General features: G+C 34.7%; 17 protein-coding genes, 2 tRNA genes, 1 rRNA gene and 1 other RNA gene. All 21 read right to left on the bottom strand.

The annotated features are described in order from the left end of the window. Nucleotides 1–163 precede the first annotated feature (163 nt). The 21 genes from EQM05_RS00330 to EQM05_RS00230 all read right to left on the bottom strand — a co-directional run bounded on the left by EQM05_RS00330 (nucleotide 164) and on the right by EQM05_RS00230 (nucleotide 17,911). A 16S ribosomal RNA gene (locus tag EQM05_RS00330) occupies nucleotides 164–1,675 on the bottom strand. A 421-nt stretch (nucleotides 1,676–2,096) separates the two neighbouring features. After that, a complete protein-coding gene (locus EQM05_RS00325; protein ID WP_128747895.1) occupies nucleotides 2,097–3,044 on the bottom strand; it encodes a GNAT family protein in 948 nt (315 codons plus the stop codon). A 240-nt stretch (nucleotides 3,045–3,284) separates the two neighbouring features. Beyond that, nucleotides 3,285–4,529, bottom strand: coding sequence for a DUF1015 family protein (locus EQM05_RS00320; protein WP_128747894.1), 1,245 nt, complete (start codon nucleotides 4,527–4,529; stop codon nucleotides 3,285–3,287). Between the two features lie 39 nt (nucleotides 4,530–4,568). Then, nucleotides 4,569–5,486 carry a D-2-hydroxyacid dehydrogenase gene (locus EQM05_RS00315; RefSeq protein WP_128747893.1) on the bottom strand — a complete coding sequence of 306 codons (918 nt, stop codon included), beginning with the start codon at nucleotides 5,484–5,486 and terminating at the stop codon, nucleotides 4,569–4,571. A gap of 11 nt (nucleotides 5,487–5,497) precedes the next feature. Further along, a complete protein-coding gene (locus tag EQM05_RS00310) occupies nucleotides 5,498–6,571 on the bottom strand; it encodes an alanine--glyoxylate aminotransferase family protein (RefSeq protein ID WP_128747892.1) in 1,074 nt (357 codons plus the stop codon). A 242-nt stretch (nucleotides 6,572–6,813) separates the two neighbouring features. Further along, nucleotides 6,814–7,002: a hypothetical protein gene (locus EQM05_RS00305; RefSeq protein ID WP_128747891.1), complete on the bottom strand. Its 189-nt coding sequence runs from the start codon at nucleotides 7,000–7,002 to the stop codon at nucleotides 6,814–6,816. A gap of 291 nt (nucleotides 7,003–7,293) precedes the next feature. After that, nucleotides 7,294–7,980, bottom strand: coding sequence for a hydrolase (locus EQM05_RS00300; RefSeq protein ID WP_128747890.1), 687 nt, complete (start codon nucleotides 7,978–7,980; stop codon nucleotides 7,294–7,296). Nucleotides 7,981–8,073: 93 nt separating this feature from the next. Beyond that, complete coding sequence (locus EQM05_RS00295) at nucleotides 8,074–8,613, bottom strand: NUDIX domain-containing protein (RefSeq protein WP_128747889.1); 540 nt, start codon at nucleotides 8,611–8,613, stop codon at nucleotides 8,074–8,076. Between the two features lie 71 nt (nucleotides 8,614–8,684). Beyond that, nucleotides 8,685–9,374 carry a DNA/RNA nuclease SfsA gene (gene sfsA, locus EQM05_RS00290; RefSeq protein ID WP_128747888.1) on the bottom strand — a complete coding sequence of 230 codons (690 nt, stop codon included), beginning with the start codon at nucleotides 9,372–9,374 and terminating at the stop codon, nucleotides 8,685–8,687. 103 nt (nucleotides 9,375–9,477) lie between these two features. Next, nucleotides 9,478–9,735, bottom strand: a complete 258-nt coding sequence (locus EQM05_RS00285) for a pro-sigmaK processing inhibitor BofA family protein (protein ID WP_128747887.1) — start codon at nucleotides 9,733–9,735, stop codon at nucleotides 9,478–9,480. A 118-nt stretch (nucleotides 9,736–9,853) separates the two neighbouring features. Next, a complete protein-coding gene (locus tag EQM05_RS00280; protein WP_128747886.1) occupies nucleotides 9,854–10,126 on the bottom strand; it encodes a DUF2508 family protein in 273 nt (90 codons plus the stop codon). Between the two features lie 80 nt (nucleotides 10,127–10,206). Further along, on the bottom strand, nucleotides 10,207–10,803 hold the full coding sequence (gene recR / locus EQM05_RS00275; protein ID WP_128747885.1) for a recombination mediator RecR: 597 nt from the start codon (nucleotides 10,801–10,803) through the stop codon (nucleotides 10,207–10,209). 87 nt (nucleotides 10,804–10,890) lie between these two features. Beyond that, nucleotides 10,891–11,232, bottom strand: coding sequence for a YbaB/EbfC family nucleoid-associated protein (locus EQM05_RS00270; RefSeq protein ID WP_128747884.1), 342 nt, complete (start codon nucleotides 11,230–11,232; stop codon nucleotides 10,891–10,893). 67 nt (nucleotides 11,233–11,299) lie between these two features. Then, nucleotides 11,300–12,913: a DNA polymerase III subunit gamma/tau gene (dnaX, locus tag EQM05_RS00265; protein WP_128747883.1), complete on the bottom strand. Its 1,614-nt coding sequence runs from the start codon at nucleotides 12,911–12,913 to the stop codon at nucleotides 11,300–11,302. Between the two features lie 132 nt (nucleotides 12,914–13,045). Then, nucleotides 13,046–13,311: signal recognition particle sRNA large type (gene ffs, locus EQM05_RS00260), an RNA gene on the bottom strand. A 10-nt stretch (nucleotides 13,312–13,321) separates the two neighbouring features. Further along, nucleotides 13,322–13,411, bottom strand: a tRNA-Ser gene (locus tag EQM05_RS00255). Between the two features lie 118 nt (nucleotides 13,412–13,529). Continuing rightward, nucleotides 13,530–13,621: transfer RNA gene (locus EQM05_RS00250), tRNA-Ser, on the bottom strand. A 266-nt stretch (nucleotides 13,622–13,887) separates the two neighbouring features. Beyond that, nucleotides 13,888–15,219 carry a transposase gene (locus EQM05_RS00245; protein WP_128747874.1) on the bottom strand — a complete coding sequence of 444 codons (1,332 nt, stop codon included), beginning with the start codon at nucleotides 15,217–15,219 and terminating at the stop codon, nucleotides 13,888–13,890. 146 nt (nucleotides 15,220–15,365) lie between these two features. Beyond that, nucleotides 15,366–15,812, bottom strand: a complete 447-nt coding sequence (locus tag EQM05_RS00240; RefSeq protein ID WP_128747882.1) for a nucleoside deaminase — start codon at nucleotides 15,810–15,812, stop codon at nucleotides 15,366–15,368. Continuing rightward, entirely contained in the window at nucleotides 15,802–16,593 is a 792-nt protein-coding gene (gene aroD, locus EQM05_RS00235; protein WP_128747881.1) for a type I 3-dehydroquinate dehydratase, read from the bottom strand. The genes EQM05_RS00240 and aroD overlap by 11 nt, the downstream gene beginning before the upstream one ends. A gap of 31 nt (nucleotides 16,594–16,624) precedes the next feature. Next, complete coding sequence (locus EQM05_RS00230; protein ID WP_205694150.1) at nucleotides 16,625–17,911, bottom strand: L-serine ammonia-lyase, iron-sulfur-dependent, subunit alpha; 1,287 nt, start codon at nucleotides 17,909–17,911, stop codon at nucleotides 16,625–16,627. Nucleotides 17,912–18,028: the final 117 nt, after the last annotated feature.

The following is an 18,028-nucleotide window of genomic DNA, read 5'->3' as shown; positions in this document are numbered from 1 at the left end:
ATTTTGTATACCTTAACTTTAATGTAAACTTTTTTATACTGTGCAATTTTCAAAGAACAAAAGAGATTAACCAAAAAACATTTAGGTTTTTTGATCTCTCAAAATTAAACAGAGAAGTAAACCAAGCTTTCATGTAAGTTATCCTTACATGTCGACTCCTTAGAAAGGAGGTGATCCAGCCGCAGGTTCTCCTACGGCTACCTTGTTACGACTTCACCCCAATTACTAATCCCACCTTCGGCCGCTGACTCCTTACGGTTATCTCACGGACTTCGGGTGTTACCAGCTCTCATGGTGTGACGGGCGGTGTGTACAAGGCCCGGGAACGTATTCACCGCGACATTCTGATTCGCGATTACTAGCAACTCCAGCTTCATGTAGGCGAGTTTCAGCCTACAATCCGAACTGGGATGGGTTTTAGAGTTTGGCTCAACCTCGCGGTATTGCATCTCTCTGTACCCACCATTGTAGCACGTGTGTTGCCCTGGACATAAGGGGCATGATGATTTGACGTCATCCCCACCTTCCTCCCGGTTAACCCGGGCAGTCTCACTAGAGTGCTCAACTTAATGGTAGCAACTAATGATAAGGGTTGCGCTCGTTGCAGGACTTAACCTAACATCTCACGACACGAGCTGACGACAACCATGCACCACCTGTCTCCCTGCCCCGAAGGGCTTCGCCTATCTCTAGGTTATTCAGGGGATGTCAAGTCCAGGTAAGGTTCTTCGCGTTGCTTCGAATTAAACCACATGCTCCGCTGCTTGTGCGGGCCCCCGTCAATTCCTTTGAGTTTTAATCTTGCGATCGTACTCCCCAGGCGGAATACTTATTGTGTTAACTGCGGCACAGAAGGGGTCGATACCTCCTACACCTAGTATTCATCGTTTACGGCGTGGACTACCAGGGTATCTAATCCTGTTTGCTACCCACGCTTTCGTGCCTCAGCGTCAGTTACAGTCCAGAGAATCGCCTTCGCCACTGGTGTTCTTCCTAATCTCTACGCATTTCACCGCTACACTAGGAATTCCATTCTCCTCTCCTGCACTCTAGATATCCAGTTTGAAATGCAGTACCCAAGTTAAGCCCGGGTATTTCACATCTCACTTAAACATCCGCCTACGCACCCTTTACGCCCAGTAAATCCGGACAACGCTTGCCACCTACGTATTACCGCGGCTGCTGGCACGTAGTTAGCCGTGGCTTCCTCCTTTGGTACCGTCATTATCGTCCCAAAAGACAGAGCTTTACAATCCGAAGACCTTCATCACTCACGCGGCGTTGCTGCATCAGGGTTTCCCCCATTGTGCAATATTCCCCACTGCTGCCTCCCGTAGGAGTCTGGACCGTGTCTCAGTTCCAATGTGGCCGATCACCCTCTCAGGTCGGCTACGCATCGTTGCCTTGGTGAGCCGTTACCTCACCAACTAGCTAATGCGCCGCGGGCCCATCTCAAAGCGGATTACTCCTTTGATTAGAACATCATGTGATGCTCTAATGTTATGCGGTATTAATCTCCCTTTCGGGAGGCTATCCCCCTCTTTGAGGCAGGTTGCCCACGTGTTACTCACCCGTCCGCCGCTAATCCATCCCCGAAGGAACTTCATCGCTCGACTTGCATGTGTTAAGCACGCCGCCAGCGTTCGTCCTGAGCCAGGATCAAACTCTCAATTTAAAAGTTTGATTGCTCATTACTTTATACTCTATAAAAGAATTGCTGGTTTATTTAACAAGTTTTTACCTGTTATCTTCTCTGTTTAATTTTCAAAGATCATGTCTGTCATCCGACAGCTTTTATATCTTATCATGTTTATTCGATATTGTCAACAATTTTTTTACTTATTTTTTTAAGTTTAATTATGACAATCTTCGTGAAAAACATTTTGCCTTAAAATAGAATTTAAATTCTACTTTAAGATGCTGCGCTTTCAGAAGCGACATTTGTTATTCTAACACAAAACATTAATTGATCTTCTGTAATATAAGCTGTCACCTTAAATTAATTCAAGCAGCCTAGCTTATTCTCTGATTTCCTTCAAATTATTTATATAGACACACCAGAATAAGTTTTCATTGTTCATAAGCACTCTTATATACTAATCATTGCCATTTATAAGGTAATAGGCCTTATGATCTCTCCACTCACCATTAATATATAAATATTTTTCATTTATTCCTAAAAATTTAAATCCGCAGCCTTCAAGGACTTTCTGTGATCTTATATTATCAACCAAAGTAGAAGCTTCCAATCTATGTAAGCCCATTTCATTAAATGCAAAATCTATAAAAAGCCTTAAGGCCTCCTTCATATAGCCTTTTCCTTGTTCCTCCTCTGAAATTGAATATCCAACAAATGCACTTCTGAAAACCCCTAATACAACATTGGACATTTGTATTTTACCAATAAGATTTCCATTTAAGTATATTCCAAAATTCACAGCAGTACCGGATAAAAATTGTCTGTATCCTTCCATTAAAATATGTTTTTGAACCTGTAAAGTATAAAAACTGTTATCCCTGCTTGGCTCAAAGGGCATCAGATGCTTTTTATTTCTATTATAGTAATTTAGCATTTCTTCTGCATTATCTGGTCTTAATAATCTAAGTTCTATCCTTTCACCCTTTAAGGTAAAATTTCTGTCTATTGAGCCTTCCTTAAATTTTTCATTGTCTATGGCAAACAGATATTCATCTTTAAAAACATTGTCCATAAGGGAGCTGTTTGTAATTATTCCTTCTAAAGTAAATCCTATATCTGTAAATGCACTTACACTTTTATCTTCATCAACAATAATGTTTATTTTATTAATTTTCCTGTTATTAAAGATAGTACTTAGCAGCTTTAATAATAAGTTTCTTAGATATCCATAACTTTCTTTTCCCTGTTTATAAAACTTAATTCTTATAAGGCTGTATTCATTTTGCAGCGAATACTCTATTATATATACCCGCCCAATGGTTATCCCCATAACATCTTTAATAATATATTCATCATTGCTTCCCTTTACTGGTGTCATGGTAGTTTCATACCGTCCTTTTTCCATTCAATTCCCTTCTATCCTTTAATATTGCACTATGCAATTTAATGATTAACTCAAAATTTATTATATCATATTATGAATTTTCTAAGATACATCTTAATTTATAATAAATAATATATGGCAAAAAGAGATAAGGTTATTATTATCAGCATTCAAAGCCCCAATGCTTTTAATAATGTAATCCTTATCTCTTTTCATTATGAAAATACATACAATTAGGTTTAAGGTAATATTTTTGGATACCTAGCTTAATTTGTGGATAAACAACCCGCTCCTCAATTTTGGCTCAAACCAGGTAGATTTAGGAGGCATTACTTTTCCCGCATCCGCAATATCCATTAAATCATCGATTGTAGTAGGATACATGGAGAAAGCAGCCCTCATTCCACTTTTCACTCTTCGCTCAAGCTCTTCTAAACCTCTTATGCCGCCTATAAAGTCAATTCTTTTGTCTGTCCTTGGATCATTAATACCTAGTATAGGCATTAACAAATTTTCCTGAAGTATTGAAACATCTAATCTATGAACAGGGTCTAAAGAATCATAAGTACCGTCCTTTGCAGTAAGAACATACCATTTCCCATCTAAATACATGCCGTAAGTATGCTTACTTGATGGCTTATATGGTTTGCTTCCTTCAAATAAGCTTATTTCAAACTTTTCCGAAACCTTAAGCATAAATTCCTCAGAAGTAAGTCCATTTAAATCCTTAACAACCCTGTTATAGTCCATAATACTTAAATCCCCCTCAGGGAATATAACTGATAAAAAGAAATTAAATTCTTCGCTGCCTTTATAAGCTGGATTCTCTTTCCTTCTTTTTAATCCAACCTTTACAGCTGAAGCTGCCCTATGATGACCATCTGCAATATATAAAGCATTAATCTGCCTGAAACCTTCAACTAATTCATCAATTATTTTATTGTCATTAATAACCCATACTATATGCTGTACTCCATCCTCTGCTTTGAAATTATACTCTGGATCTTTTTTTGTCCACTCATTAATAATGTTATCTATGTTACTGCTGTTTCTATATGTTAAAAATATTGGACCGGTATTAGAATTACAATAATCTACGTGTCTTATTCTATCCTGTTCTTTTTCCTCTCTTGTATGTTCATGCTTTTTAATAACATTATTAATATAGTCATCTATGGATGTGCATCCTACAATTCCTGTCTGGCATCTTCCATTCATAATCAGTCTATATATATACAAATAAGGTTTTTTATCCTCTATTAAAATGCCGTCTTTAATCATATTGTTTAGATTTTCTCTTGCCTTTTCATATACAAGATTATCATATATATCTATATTTCTATCTAAATCTATTTCCGCTTTATCTACATGTAAAAATGAATAAGGATTATCTTTTACCATTTCTCTAGCTTCATCACTGTTCATAACATCGTATGGAAGAGCAGCTACATTTTTAGCCAGCTGCTTAGTTGGACGTACAGCCTTAAAAGCCCTTAATATTGCCATTGGTATTCCTCCTAATTCTATACACTGTATAAAATAAACTTATTTTTTTATGAAATATTCTTCCAATATTTTAACTACTTCTAGTCCAATCCTCTTCTGAGCTTCTGAAGTGGAAGCACCAATATGCGGTGTTACGCTGACTCTTGGATGATTTATTAATTCCTTATTCTTAGTTGGTTCTTCTTCAAATACATCTATACCGGCACCGGCTACTTTTCCGTTATTTAATGCTTCAAGTAAAGCTTCTTCGCTGACAACTTTACCTCTTGAGCAATTAATTAAATATACACCATCTTTCATCATTTCAAACTGTTCTTTTCCAATAAGTGTACCTTTAGTCTTATCATATGGCACATGAAGTGATATTATGTCAGAGCATTTTAACAATTCATCAAAAGTGCAGTATTTATATTGGTCAAAACCTTCAATCTTACCTTTTCTATTTGTATATAAAACCTGCATTCCAAGTGCTCTAGCCCTAACTGCCACTTCTTTTGCTATTCTTCCAAAGCCCATGAGTCCAAGTGTTTTACCATACAGCTCTGTACCCTTATATTTCTTTTTCTCCCAGAGTCCCTGCCTCATGGTTACATTTGAAATATTTACAAACCTTGTTACTGCAAACATGTGAGCAAGTGTAAGCTCTGCTACAGAAATACTGCTTGCATTAGGTGTATTCCTAACTTCAATTGACTTTTCCCTTGCAGCTGCAACATCTATATTGTCTACTCCTACACCGCCGCGGATAATAAGTTTTAACCTTTTTCCTTCAGCTGCTTTTTCGATAGATGGGACCCTTACCTTAGTAGCTGATCTTACAACCAAAGCATCAAATTCTTTTAGTTTTTCACCCAGCTCCTCGCCTTCGTAGTGTTCATCTACCACTTCAAAATTCAGGCTTTTTAGTTTTTCAATTGCTGATTTATCAAGTCCATCTGAAAGAAGTACCCTGATCATAGTAAACCCTCCTATTTATATCCTAAAATATCATCCATGTTATTTAACAATTCCTTTATTTCGTCCAAGGTGCAGTCTGCCATATGAGCTATTCTGAAAGTCTTTTCCTTAAGTTTTCCATATCCATTAGAAATCTGGAATCCTCTGCTGCCCAATTCTTTATTTAAATCTGCTACACTGATATTGTTTACATTTTTAATAGTTGTTAATGTATTAGAGAGGAATCTCTCATCTGCAAAAATCTCAAAATGCTCTCTTGCCCATTCTCTTACATAATTAGCCATTTCAATGTGTCTGTTATATCTATTCTCTAATCCTTCCTCCAGTATCTTATCCAATTGATAATCTAAAGCAAACATATGTGATAATGAAGGAGTTGATGGATACTGATAATCCTTTTTCTGAATATAATTATATAATGCAAGAAGATCTAAATACATTCCTCGATATGGAACCTTTTTAGCTCTTTCTACAGCCTTTTGTGACATTGAGCATATAGCCATTCCTGGGGGAAGACCTATTGCCTTTTGTGTTGAAGTAATGCATATATCTACTCCAAGCTTATCTACTTCAATTTTAGTTCCTGCCATTGAGCTAACAGTGTCTAAGCACCATACTACCTCTGGATATTTCCTGATAACTTCTGATATTTCTTCAACTGGATTCATTACTCCTGTTGATGTTTCATTATGAGTAATAGTTATTAAATCATATTTTCCAGTTGCTAAAGCATCATCTACCATCTTAGGAGTAGTTTCTTTACCCCACTCAGATTCAAATAAATCAGCAGGTACATTATTATGGGTTGCCATTTCGTACCATCTGTTTCCAAATGCCCCTACTGAGAAAATAGCTGCTCTTTTAGCAGTGCATGAACGAACTGCTCCTTCCATTAATCCGCTGCCGGAACTAGTAGATAACAAAATCTCTTCCTTAGTGTAGAAAACTTTCCTAAGTTTATCACTTATTCTCCTTTGAAGTGCAGAAGCTTCTTTACTTCTATGTCCTATCATTGGAGTTGCCATTTTTTCAAGTACATCCTGTTTAACTTCTACTGGACCTGGAATAAATAGTTTCTTATGCATCTTTTACCTCCTAAAATCGGCTATTGCCATTTTTTATTCATTCTTTTATTTTACAGAAACTTACTGAGCAATCTTATTTTATCACTTTAATATTCAATTCTCAATATTCACAAATGTTTGTATTTTTCTATTTATATGAATTTACACATAACGTTATACTAATTATGGTTTTTTCATAAAAAAAATAGCATAAAAATAAAAAAAGATAACATAAATGCTATCTTTTTTCACACATTAAAATATTAGCCTTGATCTAAACTTGTTAATACAGTATCGAACAAATCAATGTTGCATCTGCCTTCTGTAAAATGATTACAGTTAGAACAACTTCTAGGAATAGGCTCTCCAACACTTGATTGAAAATACTCTGAAGCAGGATCATATCCTCTGCAATTTTCTCCTACAGACATCAACTGCTCTACACTAGCCATAAAATCACTCCTTTATGATTTTTATTTTATTATTATTACCATTACAGTATTAATAATTCTAAAAATCATAAAAACAGGTCTTATCAGCTTTCCAAAACGTCTAAAACAGACTCTGTTTCAGTACAGTATCTTGTTATCATACATTTTTCTATATTTCTTGGACAGTTTTTACACATACAGTCGTTTACCTGTCCATCACACTTTTTTTTAATAAATTCAGGACAGTGTTTACAATTTATAGTTATTGTCATTTAATCACCACTAATCAGTATTTTCAGTTACCATAAGAATCTAAAATTCTTTTCTTTCAGATTCATATTTTTCCCTATAGGAATTCATTATTTCATTTAATATGTCAGAAGCAGGTGGTGGAGTAAATGTAATGGCATTGGCTCCTGCTTCAATAGTATTTCTTATTGTAGTATCATTAGGCCCGCCTGTTGCTATAATTGGAAATGTGGGGAACTCACTTCTTATCTTACTTACTATATATGCTGTTCTTTTAGCTCCTGAAACATTTATAACTGTGGCTCCAGCATCTATTCTTCCCTTAATATCTTCATATTCTGATACTACTGTAACAATTATTGGAATGTCTATAGTTTCTCTCATCTGCTTTATTGTGTCATTTGGCGTTGGATTGTTTACCACAACTCCCATAGCTCCTTTAAATTCTGCATCCAGTGCTAAGTTTATAACTCTTTTGCCCGTGGTAATGCCTCCTCCAACTCCACAAAAAACTGGTACATCCGCAGCCATAACAAGGGATTCTGTTATAAGTGGCTGAGGAGTAAAAGGATATACAGCAATAACTGCATCTGCATTAGTATTTTTTATAACCGCCACATCTGTACTAAACACAAATGATTTTATTCTTTTTCCAAATACTCTTATTCCACTGGCCTCTCTTATTATAGTAGGCAGCTCGATCATATGATTTCTAAGTGTTCCTTTAATTTCAGGTACAAATTTTGCCATACTTCCCCCTCCTTATATTTTATGTATTAATAATATCACTGAAGTATTAAAAAATCATCCAGTTTTTGTTAAATAATTGTGAATAAATTAAAATTATAAGTCACATTTATCATTATCACACCTATATGCCTTATCACCTGAATAGCCTATTTCCTTAAGTACTTTTCTCACCACTGTTTTACCTATCTCATCCTCTGACATTTCGCAAAGAGCATCCTCAATATGGCTCCATTCTACCCATTCAACCTCATCGGATTTTTTTATTTCGCCTCCTGCATAAGCAGCCATAAATGTAAGCATTATTATTTCTTTTGATGCCAGATATTCACTGCCTAAATATTTAATGTCCTTAATTTCTAAGTCTGTCTCTTCTTTTACTTCTCTGTGAACAGTATTCTCTACAGTTTCTCCTGTAGTTACATATCCTGACAAAAGTACCTTAGAATTTTTGAATATATAACTTTGTTTAAGCAGTAATATCTTATCATCTTTTACTATTGCTACAATAATACATGGTTTAGGAGTATCAAAATACATCGTGTCATCATATTCGCAATAGGGTACACCGCCTTCATCCCAGCTATACTTTTCAACTAACTTTCTTCCACATTTAGGGCAATATTTAAATATCATAAAAATGTACACCCCCCTTAAAGTATATAATACAATTATATGTTAATTTTAAGTAGTAAATCAAATAATACTTATAATTTAATCTTTATTTCATTTGATAAAGTAATGAAGTTTTCCCCAACCCTGCAGTTATAAGCCATTACATCAACCCCATTGGATTTTGCCATTCTCAGTGCTTTTCCAAAGTCCTTGTCCATATCGTCATTAGGAGTAAAATATTTTACATTCTCTAACTGGATTAAAAATAGAATGCCTGCACCCCTGCCGCTTTTTTTAGCTTCTATTAACTCTAGTAAATGCTTTTTTCCCCTTTCAGTTGGTGCATCAGGAAATTTAGTAATTCCATTATCCTCTAAAGTAACACCCTTTACCTCAAGATAATATTCATTATCTGAATTAGATAATTTAAAGTCAAATCTGCTGTTTCCAAAGGTTTTTTCTCTTTGTATAATATTGAAGTTTTTTAAACTATCTATCTTTTTATTAATTAATGCTTCCTCTACCACTTTATTTGGAATTTGAGAGTCAATGTTTATAATCATATTTTTCTTATAAACGGCAATTAAGTCATACTTAGTCTTCCTATTAGGATTATCTTCCTCTCTTAATACTACCCTGGCACCGGGAGTTAGAATTTCTCTGCATCTTCCTGTGTTAGGTACATGAACAAATTCCTCTTTATTATTAATATCTACATATGCCTGAAATCTATTAGGTCTTCTTATAAATTTTGCATTTAAAATATTCTTATTTATTATCATATCAACAACCTCACGTAATAGTTATGCACTTATCCACAATAATTATCCACATTCCGCTAAAATTCATTAATTATGTATCAAATATAACAATATAATATAGCATTTATAAAAACAATTTAAAAATAATTAAAAAAATCACTCCTGGTATTCCAAAAAATCCTGCAATTAAGGCTGTCCAAACATTGATGCCAATACTAAAACTAAAATATGCTCCAATGAAATTAACAACAAACAGTAAAACTACACCTAAAACGCCATTTAATATAAGCTTTATAATAAACTTTATGGATAATGCAAATAATTTTCCAAATAAAAAAAGTGCTATAATGGCAAGTAAAAAATATCCAATATACTGTGACATAAGCCATTTGCCTCCTTATATAATATTTTATACTTTATTTATATTCTCATCATAATAAAAAATGCACAATGATAAATCATTGTGCCTAAATTATAATTATTTTTCAATAATAATTCAACTATGTATTTAACATAAAATTATCTTCAAGTTTAACTTTCTTTTCCCTTGCCTTTAAAATAAGATAGACATATTTGGCTTTTGCTGCTTCCTCTGTATAAATAGCATAATCAACAAGCCTTGGTTCTTTCACTAAATCAAAGTACATTCTTGCATATACTAAGTTTTTTCTAGCTTCCTCAATATCATTAATTAATGAATAATTATCATTAGTATCTGACTTATCAATATTTATTTTATTCATAAGCATTTTTACTATTTTAGCTTTGTCCATAAAATCCCTCCAAATATTATTAATTATTAATAATATTTGACACTATTAGGATTTTATATTCATGTATTTATAAATAATAATTATATTTCCTGTCTTCCTTCCAAAGCCTTCGCTAATGTTACCTCATCGGCATATTCCAAATCTCCGCCTACTGGAATTCCATGTGCAATCCTTGTAACTTTTACTCCAAGAGGCTTAAGCACCTTAGAAATATACATTGCTGTTGCCTCACCCTCAATGTTTGGATTTGTTGCAACAATTACTTCATCTACACTTCCATTTATCCTTCTTATTAATTCTTTTATTTTTATATCCTCAGGGCCCCTGCCAGCCATTGGTGATATAGTTCCATGGAGCACATGATATACCCCATTATATTCTTTAACCTTTTCCATTGAGATTATATCCTTTGGCTGTTCAACAACACAAATTACACTTTTATCTCTATTGGGATTTCCGCATATTGCACATGGATCTTTATCAGTGTAGTTGCCGCATATTGAGCAATACCTTATTGTTCCCCTTGCCTTTATCAGTGCTTCTGCAAATTCTCTTACTTCCTCCTGAGGCAAATTCAAAACATGCATAGTTAACCTCTGAGCAGTTTTATACCCTATTCCCGGTAGTTTTGCAAATTCTTCTATTAGTTTTTCTATTACAACAGGATAAAAATCCAAATTCTTCACCCCTGTTTATTAAATTTTGCATATTTATTAAAAACTAAGAGTTGAACGTAAAAACTTAACTTTCAACTCTCATATCTACTAAAACATTCCTGGTATGTTTATTCCACCAGTTAATTTTTTCATTTCGCCTGCTGTCTCATCTTCAGCCTTCTTTAATGCTTCATTACATGCAGAAATTATTAAATCCTGAAGCATTTCTATATCATCTGGATCTACTACTTCTGGCTTGATTTTAATATCCACAAGTTGTTTCTTTCCATTGGCCATGGCTGTTACAGCTCCACCACCTACTGTTGCAGTAAATTCCTTGTTTTCTAAATCCTTTTGCATATCTTCCATTTGCTTTTGAAACTTTTGAGCTTGTTTTATTAAATTGTTCATATTTCCTCCGCCCATGCCAGGAAATCCGCCTTTTGCCATAATAAAATCCTCCTTATATTCAATTCTATATTAAATAGGTATTTTTGCCTATTTATTATATACATTTTTATTCATCTATTATTTTTACTATTTCATCACCAAATGTGTCCTTCAATACCTGTTCTGGTGCTTTATTAAGGTTTTCCTTTCCCTCTATAATATATGTTATTCTGACTCTTTCTTTTAGTACCTCTGAAAATACATCTTCTACAACTTTTCTATTTTCTTCTTTTTCAAGCCTTTGCTTGTGGAATGCAAAATCTTCATCATATTTAATTTTTATAATTCCACCTTTGCATTCAACAGGTTTTCCTGTGGTTAATGCAGCAAATAAAACCATAAGTCTTCTTGCTTTAAATGCCTCTAAAATGTCCTTCCAGCTCTTTTTCACAATATCTATATTAAGCTTGGAATCTTTATTAAATTCATATACTGGCTGAGCCTCTTTTACCTGCTCCTTCTTTTTTACTTTATTGTTTTTAACATTTTCGGATTTAGGTGCAGCAGTTTCACGATTAACTTTAATTTGTCCGCTTTTCATGGCTTCCTCTAATTTATTTAATCTTGAAAGTATTATTTCAGGAGAGGTATCATATTCTATTTTACACATTTTAATAGCTGCCAATTCAAGATATATTCTGCTTTGTTTGGACCACTTGGATTGCTCCTCTGCTTCCTGTAATATTCTTATATTTCTCATTAATTCTTCTATTCTTATTCTACATGACTGCTGCTTAATTCTTTCAATATTTTCAGTGGACATATCTAAAATTCCATCAGGATTCTGACTTACTTTTACCATAAGAAGATTTCTTAGGTGTTCTATCATTTCCCTTATAAAATTATGTACATCCTTGCCGCTTAGCACAATGTCATCAATAATTCTCATTGAAAGTTCTACATTTTTATCAATAATACTATCTGTAAGCTTTATTAAATTATCATTTGTAACTAAACCAAGCATATTAATTAAGGAATCATAGTCCACCTTCCCATTTCCCATTGAAATGGCCTGGTCTAAAATACTAAGAGCATCTCTCATAGCTCCATCAGACATTCTGGCAATTAAGTTTAAACTTTTGTCATCTGCAAAAACCCCTTCATCATTAGCAATTTTTCTAAGCAGATTAAAAGCATCTTCTTTTTTTATCCTTTTAAAATCAAATCTCTGACATCTTGAAAGGATAGTAACAGGCAGCTTTTGAGGATCTGTGGTGGCTAATATAAAAATTACCCTTGCTGGTGGTTCCTCAAGCGTTTTTAAAAAAGCATTAACTGCACCAGAAGACAGCATGTGAACTTCATCCATAATATATATTTTATATTTTGCTTCACTTGGCGGATATTGTACATCATCAATTATATTTCTGATATTATCTACACTATTATTAGAAGCAGCATCCAGTTCCGTAACGTCTATTGCAATACCAGCATCTATTTTTTTGCACATTTCGCATTGGTTGCAGGGGCTTCCATTTTGAGGATTCAGGCAATTTACAGCCTTTGCCAGTATCTTAGCTGTAGAAGTTTTACCAGTTCCCCTTGTACCGCAAAAAAGATATGCATGAGCTATTCTATTATTCATTACTTGATTTTTCAAGGTTACTGTTATATGCTTTTGGCCAACAACATCATCAAAGGTTTTTGGTCTCCATTCTCTATATAATGCGGTATAAGCCATTTTTTCACCTTCTTATAATAGTATCATCTATTTGCTATTTAACTATATTATTATACAACATTTAAGGTTAACAGTGAACAAATTTAAGGTAAAATAAAAAGACATCCTTTGATGTCTAAAAATTTATGTAAACCGTGCACCTTGCTTCGTCTATCAGCCTATAAGCGTTACCCATACAGTTAGCTCAAACCAGGTTGATCCACGGCACATGAAAAGATTCACTTACCGCTGCTTCCTTCCGGATCTGACGGATTTCATGAGTTTTCATTGCGTGGGACCCAGTTATCAACGCCACTTATATGGGTCAGGCCTCACAAGCAGCAGCCTAAGCAAGGAATTCAATCCTGCTATAGCGGATTGCAGGTTACAGGGCACCGCTGACTCCCCATCTAGCACGGAAAGTTAAACTGGCGGAGAAAGGGGGATTCGAACCCCCGGTAGAGTTTCCCCTACACACGCTTTCCAGGCGTGCTCCTTAAACCACTCGGACATCTCTCCATGTTTGTTCAACGCTTAATCATTATAGCAAATAAAGACTATATGTTCAAGTACTTTTTAAATGTAACTGCTGACAGCTTTTTATTTAATTGCCATGCAATAACTTAAAATATTGTCATGGCGGAGAGAGAGGGATTTGAACCCTCGGTACGGGTTTCCCCGTACAATGGTTTTCGAGACCATCACCATAGACCACTCGGACATCTCTCCAAACTGCCACTATCACAGTATACTAAATATATTATTATAAATCAAATACACCATTGCATTAACAGCCTTGAAAGGTGAAATTGTTTCTGTCTGCTAAATTCAACTTATTTTCTTTAAACGCCATGTTATCCACAATTCTTTTTTCTGGATTTATACTTATCCACAAAAATATCCGGCACTACACCAATTTGTTTTTCTTGTGGATAAATTTTTTGTTCAAGTTAAATTTACTCTTGGCAGACATCACTTCCTTTGATATAATCATTTTAGGCGGTTGATATGCTATGCATATCAACTTGAAATATATCTTCCCTTGTTAGTTGCTGTCCAAAGCTTGCTAGCAGGTCAGAGGATATATTTTTTTGTTTCTTTTTTATATCATTGGCTTTCAAATAATACCATTCATACAGTTGCTTGATTGTATCAGATATCTGCAGCATCAGGTAATGATTCTTCATCGCTTGGACATTCCAGCTGCATACATGTGTGATATTTCCCTGCCAGTTTTTCTGACGATTGAAGCCTTCATTTTCTATTTTCCAGCGTTTTCTTCCCGCAGCCGCTAAATTTTCCGCATTTTTGTCTGTAATCCTAAGACTGGTCAGCCACTGGAATTCTGTCCATACATTTTTCCCTTTTATTACTTTTTCCTCCCAGTATCTAAGCATATTTACGGGTTTTTCTTTGTAATCTATTTCATTCACATATTCCGCATGACCTGATGTTCCCTTCTCTGGTATTGCTTCATATTCTGCGGCAATACTTGGGATACTCCCGGTTTTATACCTGATAATAAAATCCCAGTGATTTTTTCTGCATATCTCCATAACTTTTTCTGATGCATACAGGCTATCCGCCAACAATATTATTGGAAGGCGCGGAAATCTTTTTTTCAGCTTAGCTGCAAGTCTTTGAAACGCCTTAGTTTCACAGTCCTGTTTACGCTCTTCCTCACTCATACTTTTTTGACGCAGAGCGTCTTCTCCATTATTCTCCACAAACTCACTTGCTATACTTACAATCAGTTTTTCTCCCAAAACGATTTTTGCTTCTAGAACATCGCTGTGATAACTGACTTTTTCATCCACTGTTCCTTTATTGTGATGTCTTTCAAGGCATTGCTCATTGATCTGGCGACTTCCGGAATATAACTGTGACCCATCAACAATCAAAAGCCATTTCTTCTGATACCTGGCATCATCAAATGTCTTTCTTCGTATCAGACTATACACCATGGACTGCTGGATTTCCTGCAATTGAGACGTAGCCAACTTCTCCAGATATTCATTTACGGTTACTCCGTGTGGGAGATATGACCTATCACTTTCTCCAAGAAAGTTCATAATGTTTTTTACCACCTTGTCATCATTAAACTCATATGTCATAGATTGCATGCTTACAAGCCCAGCTATTCCTTTGTAATACACAGTTCCAAGCATTACTTTATTGGAATAATCAATATAGCTTTGATGCCTAGGATCCAGCGTCCCTGCAAACTTCTGAAACAACTCAGGAAAATACTTCTTTTGGATTTTATTACATTCTGCCGCTGGATTTTTTTCTATTCTCCGATTTATACGATCCTGTTCTCTTCCCATTTTTACCTCACTGCGAATAAGTTTTTATATTATTTTACTACACTTATTGCAGATTGGCATGAAATCAGATTAATTTGTGCGAATTTTTTTACCTTTCATAGCTGTTGCATTAACAGCATTACATTGTGCCTATATAAAAATGCGTATTACTTATGCCTGCTGTTTTTAAAAAAGTCACTGAGTAAATTACTGCATTCATCACAATAGTGCCACTTCACTATGGCTTTTGAATTTAAATACCTACTGCCTAATATATCTATCACTGATCCGCAGGCCCCTGCAACATCATCAAATGTACCAATGTGTACTTCACTTATACGGCTCTGCAGTATGGCCCCTGCACACATTGGACAAGGCTCTAATGTGACATACATTGAACAGCCATTTAATCTCCAGTTTCCTAGTATCTTTGAAGCTGACTCTATAGCTAATATTTCAGCATGAGCAGTAGCAACTCCTCTTTTTTCTTTTTCATTGTGGGCAGCTGCAATTATTTTATTGTTCTTAACAATAACTGCGCCAACAGGTACTTCATTATTCTCCAATGAAATCTTTGCCTGTTTTACAGCCTCATTCATAAATTTATTCTGCATAAAGCTCTCCTTTAGATTTATGTATACTATTATGCAATAAATGAAGTATGCTATGCAGATCTTCTACATCTATCTGCCCAGGAGCTGAAGCTTTATTTACAGCACCAAATGTCAATGCAGAGCCAAACTCTTCACCTAATAAACGGCTGATAGTTCCTATCTTGGACATGGATATTGTAATAATAGGCCTGTCAGTATATTTTTCAGACATAATTACAGTTGCCTCTAATAATTCCAAAACATCTAATTTGCATTTTGGCATTACTGCAATTTTGGGGATGTCCGCCCCTAAATCCTGCATCTTTCTCAAGCGGTAAATTATATCCTTTTTAGGCGGTGTTTTCTCAAAATCATGATTGGATGCAACAACCTTAACACCTGCAATATGAGCAGTTTTAATGATATCCTTTACAACTTTATCACCTATAAATGCTTCAACATCTAACAAATCAATCAGTCCAGTTGCAGCTGCTGCTTTATTAATTACAGCATAAGTCTCTATATCAATTGGCTTTTCTCCACCCTCTTTTAATGTACGAAATGTAAATAATAATGGAATATTATTTAAGGCAACTGTTAAGTCCTTTAAAACATCCTTAACTTTTTCAATATCAAAGGCATCATCAAACCAATCCACACGCCATTCTGCAACATCTGCATTAATATTTTTAAAGTTTAAGGCTTCATCAATTATTTCCTTTTTTGTTCTGGCTGCTATAGGCACACATATTTTTGGTATTCCATCGCCAAGTATTACATTCTTTACTTTTATTGTATTCATATTGATCTCCATAATATTTTAAAATAGCGCATCAGCATTTTTTCAGCATTATATTTATAATTTCTTTATCAGTTTCCTTCATACCAACTTTTCCAAGATAACCTACATTTGTAATGGTATTTTCCACGCCTTTAGCTACTATCCCATCTCCGCCTCTAAACTGCTGCCCTTCCTTATACATATAGTAGCCAAGAATACCAGCATCCACAGATGTTGCTATTTTAGCAGCACAGGAAGGTTTAGCTCCATCACAAATAATTCCCGAAACAATAGCAACTGCATTTACCAATGTATGTGCAATTTCCTTATAACCACAGCCATGTAAGTATGCTATACCTGTACCGCTGCCACAGCCTGCACACACTGCGCCGCAAAATGCTGATAAACGTCCAATTCCAGTTTTTTGGTGAATTGTTACAAGGTTAGATACTACTAATGCTCTAAGCAGTTTATCCTCGTCAACTTTTAATTCCTTTGCATATTCTATAACAGGTAAAGATGCTGCAATTCCTTGATTACCGCTCCCTGAATTAATAATAACAGGTAGTTCACATCCGCTCATTCTCGCATCAGAAGCAGCTGCTGCCATTGCCTTTGCACGGATTTTCACATCATTACCATAGGTTTTCAAAATAACATTTCCAATATTAGCACCATAATCGTTTTCAATACCGGCTCTTGCTATAGCTGAATTGTACTGTATCTGTCTTTCTAAAATTTCTCTTACATCATCTATTAATACACTATCAGCAAAATCAACTATGTCTTTTACATTTAACAATCCCTTGTCAGTGAGTCCTTTTTCCTTGGCTTCTACTTTTCCAACATTATATAAAATTTCACTGTTTTTCTCTATATATACTATATTTGTATGATAATCAGCTATACGTAATTTTACATAAGACTGTTTGCTGTACATAGTAATTATAATATCAAATATTAAAGAGGTATCGGCTAACTTAACCTGAATACATTTTCTTTCCATATATTCCTTTGCAGCTTTCTTCTCTTCTTCACTTGCCTGTGAAATTACCTCTAATATTTTTTCTGATTTACCTGCCATAATACCAATTGAAACCGCTGCTTCTATACCTTTTAATCCATTTGTATTAGGTACTACTACACTTTTAACATTTTTGATAATGTTAGCACTAACTTCAATAACTACTTTGTCAGGAATTGTGCCTAATAATTCCCTAGCCTTGGCAGATCCATATGCTATGGCAATAGGTTCAGTACATCCCATAGCCGGAACCAATTCTTCCTTTAAAATTTGCAAATATGTCTGATAACGTATATCATCCTGCTTCATAATCATATCCCCCTAAAATTAATATTTAGAAACATACTGAGTTTTATGCTATCAGTGATATTATAGGTTATTAACAGCGGTATGTCTATATTATTATCTTTATAATAACTTATATTGATATCT

The organism is Clostridium sp. JN-9 (assembly GCF_004103695.1).
Classification (GTDB): Bacteria; Bacillota; Clostridia; order Clostridiales; family Clostridiaceae; genus JN-9.
The sequence above is the reverse complement of the archived record's forward strand: the minus strand, read 5'-3'. Positions and strand labels throughout refer to the sequence as shown.

Coding starts and splice junctions, on each gene's coding strand:
- EQM05_RS00310 (WP_128747892.1), bottom strand. CDS start 6,571: ATGCATAAGAAACTATTTATTCCAGGTCCAGTAGAAGTTAAACAGGAT.
- EQM05_RS00325 (WP_128747895.1), bottom strand. CDS start 3,044: ATGGAAAAAGGACGGTATGAAACTACCATGACACCAGTAAAGGGAAGC.
- EQM05_RS00295 (WP_128747889.1), bottom strand. CDS start 8,613: ATGATATTTAAATATTGCCCTAAATGTGGAAGAAAGTTAGTTGAAAAG.
- EQM05_RS00245 (WP_128747874.1), bottom strand. CDS start 15,219: ATGGGAAGAGAACAGGATCGTATAAATCGGAGAATAGAAAAAAATCCA.
- EQM05_RS00240 (WP_128747882.1), bottom strand. CDS start 15,812: ATGCAGAATAAATTTATGAATGAGGCTGTAAAACAGGCAAAGATTTCA.
- EQM05_RS00270 (WP_128747884.1), bottom strand. CDS start 11,232: ATGGCAAAAGGCGGATTTCCTGGCATGGGCGGAGGAAATATGAACAAT.
- aroD (WP_128747881.1), bottom strand. CDS start 16,593: ATGAATACAATAAAAGTAAAGAATGTAATACTTGGCGATGGAATACCA.
- EQM05_RS00305 (WP_128747891.1), bottom strand. CDS start 7,002: ATGGCTAGTGTAGAGCAGTTGATGTCTGTAGGAGAAAATTGCAGAGGA.
- sfsA (WP_128747888.1), bottom strand. CDS start 9,374: ATGATAATAAATAAGAATATTTTAAATGCAAAATTTATAAGAAGACCT.
- EQM05_RS00230 (WP_205694150.1), bottom strand. CDS start 17,911: ATGATTATGAAGCAGGATGATATACGTTATCAGACATATTTGCAAATT.
- EQM05_RS00320 (WP_128747894.1), bottom strand. CDS start 4,529: ATGGCAATATTAAGGGCTTTTAAGGCTGTACGTCCAACTAAGCAGCTG.
- EQM05_RS00280 (WP_128747886.1), bottom strand. CDS start 10,126: ATGGACAAAGCTAAAATAGTAAAAATGCTTATGAATAAAATAAATATT.
- EQM05_RS00300 (WP_128747890.1), bottom strand. CDS start 7,980: ATGGCAAAATTTGTACCTGAAATTAAAGGAACACTTAGAAATCATATG.
- EQM05_RS00285 (WP_128747887.1), bottom strand. CDS start 9,735: ATGTCACAGTATATTGGATATTTTTTACTTGCCATTATAGCACTTTTT.
- EQM05_RS00315 (WP_128747893.1), bottom strand. CDS start 5,486: ATGATCAGGGTACTTCTTTCAGATGGACTTGATAAATCAGCAATTGAA.
- dnaX (WP_128747883.1), bottom strand. CDS start 12,913: ATGGCTTATACCGCATTATATAGAGAATGGAGACCAAAAACCTTTGAT.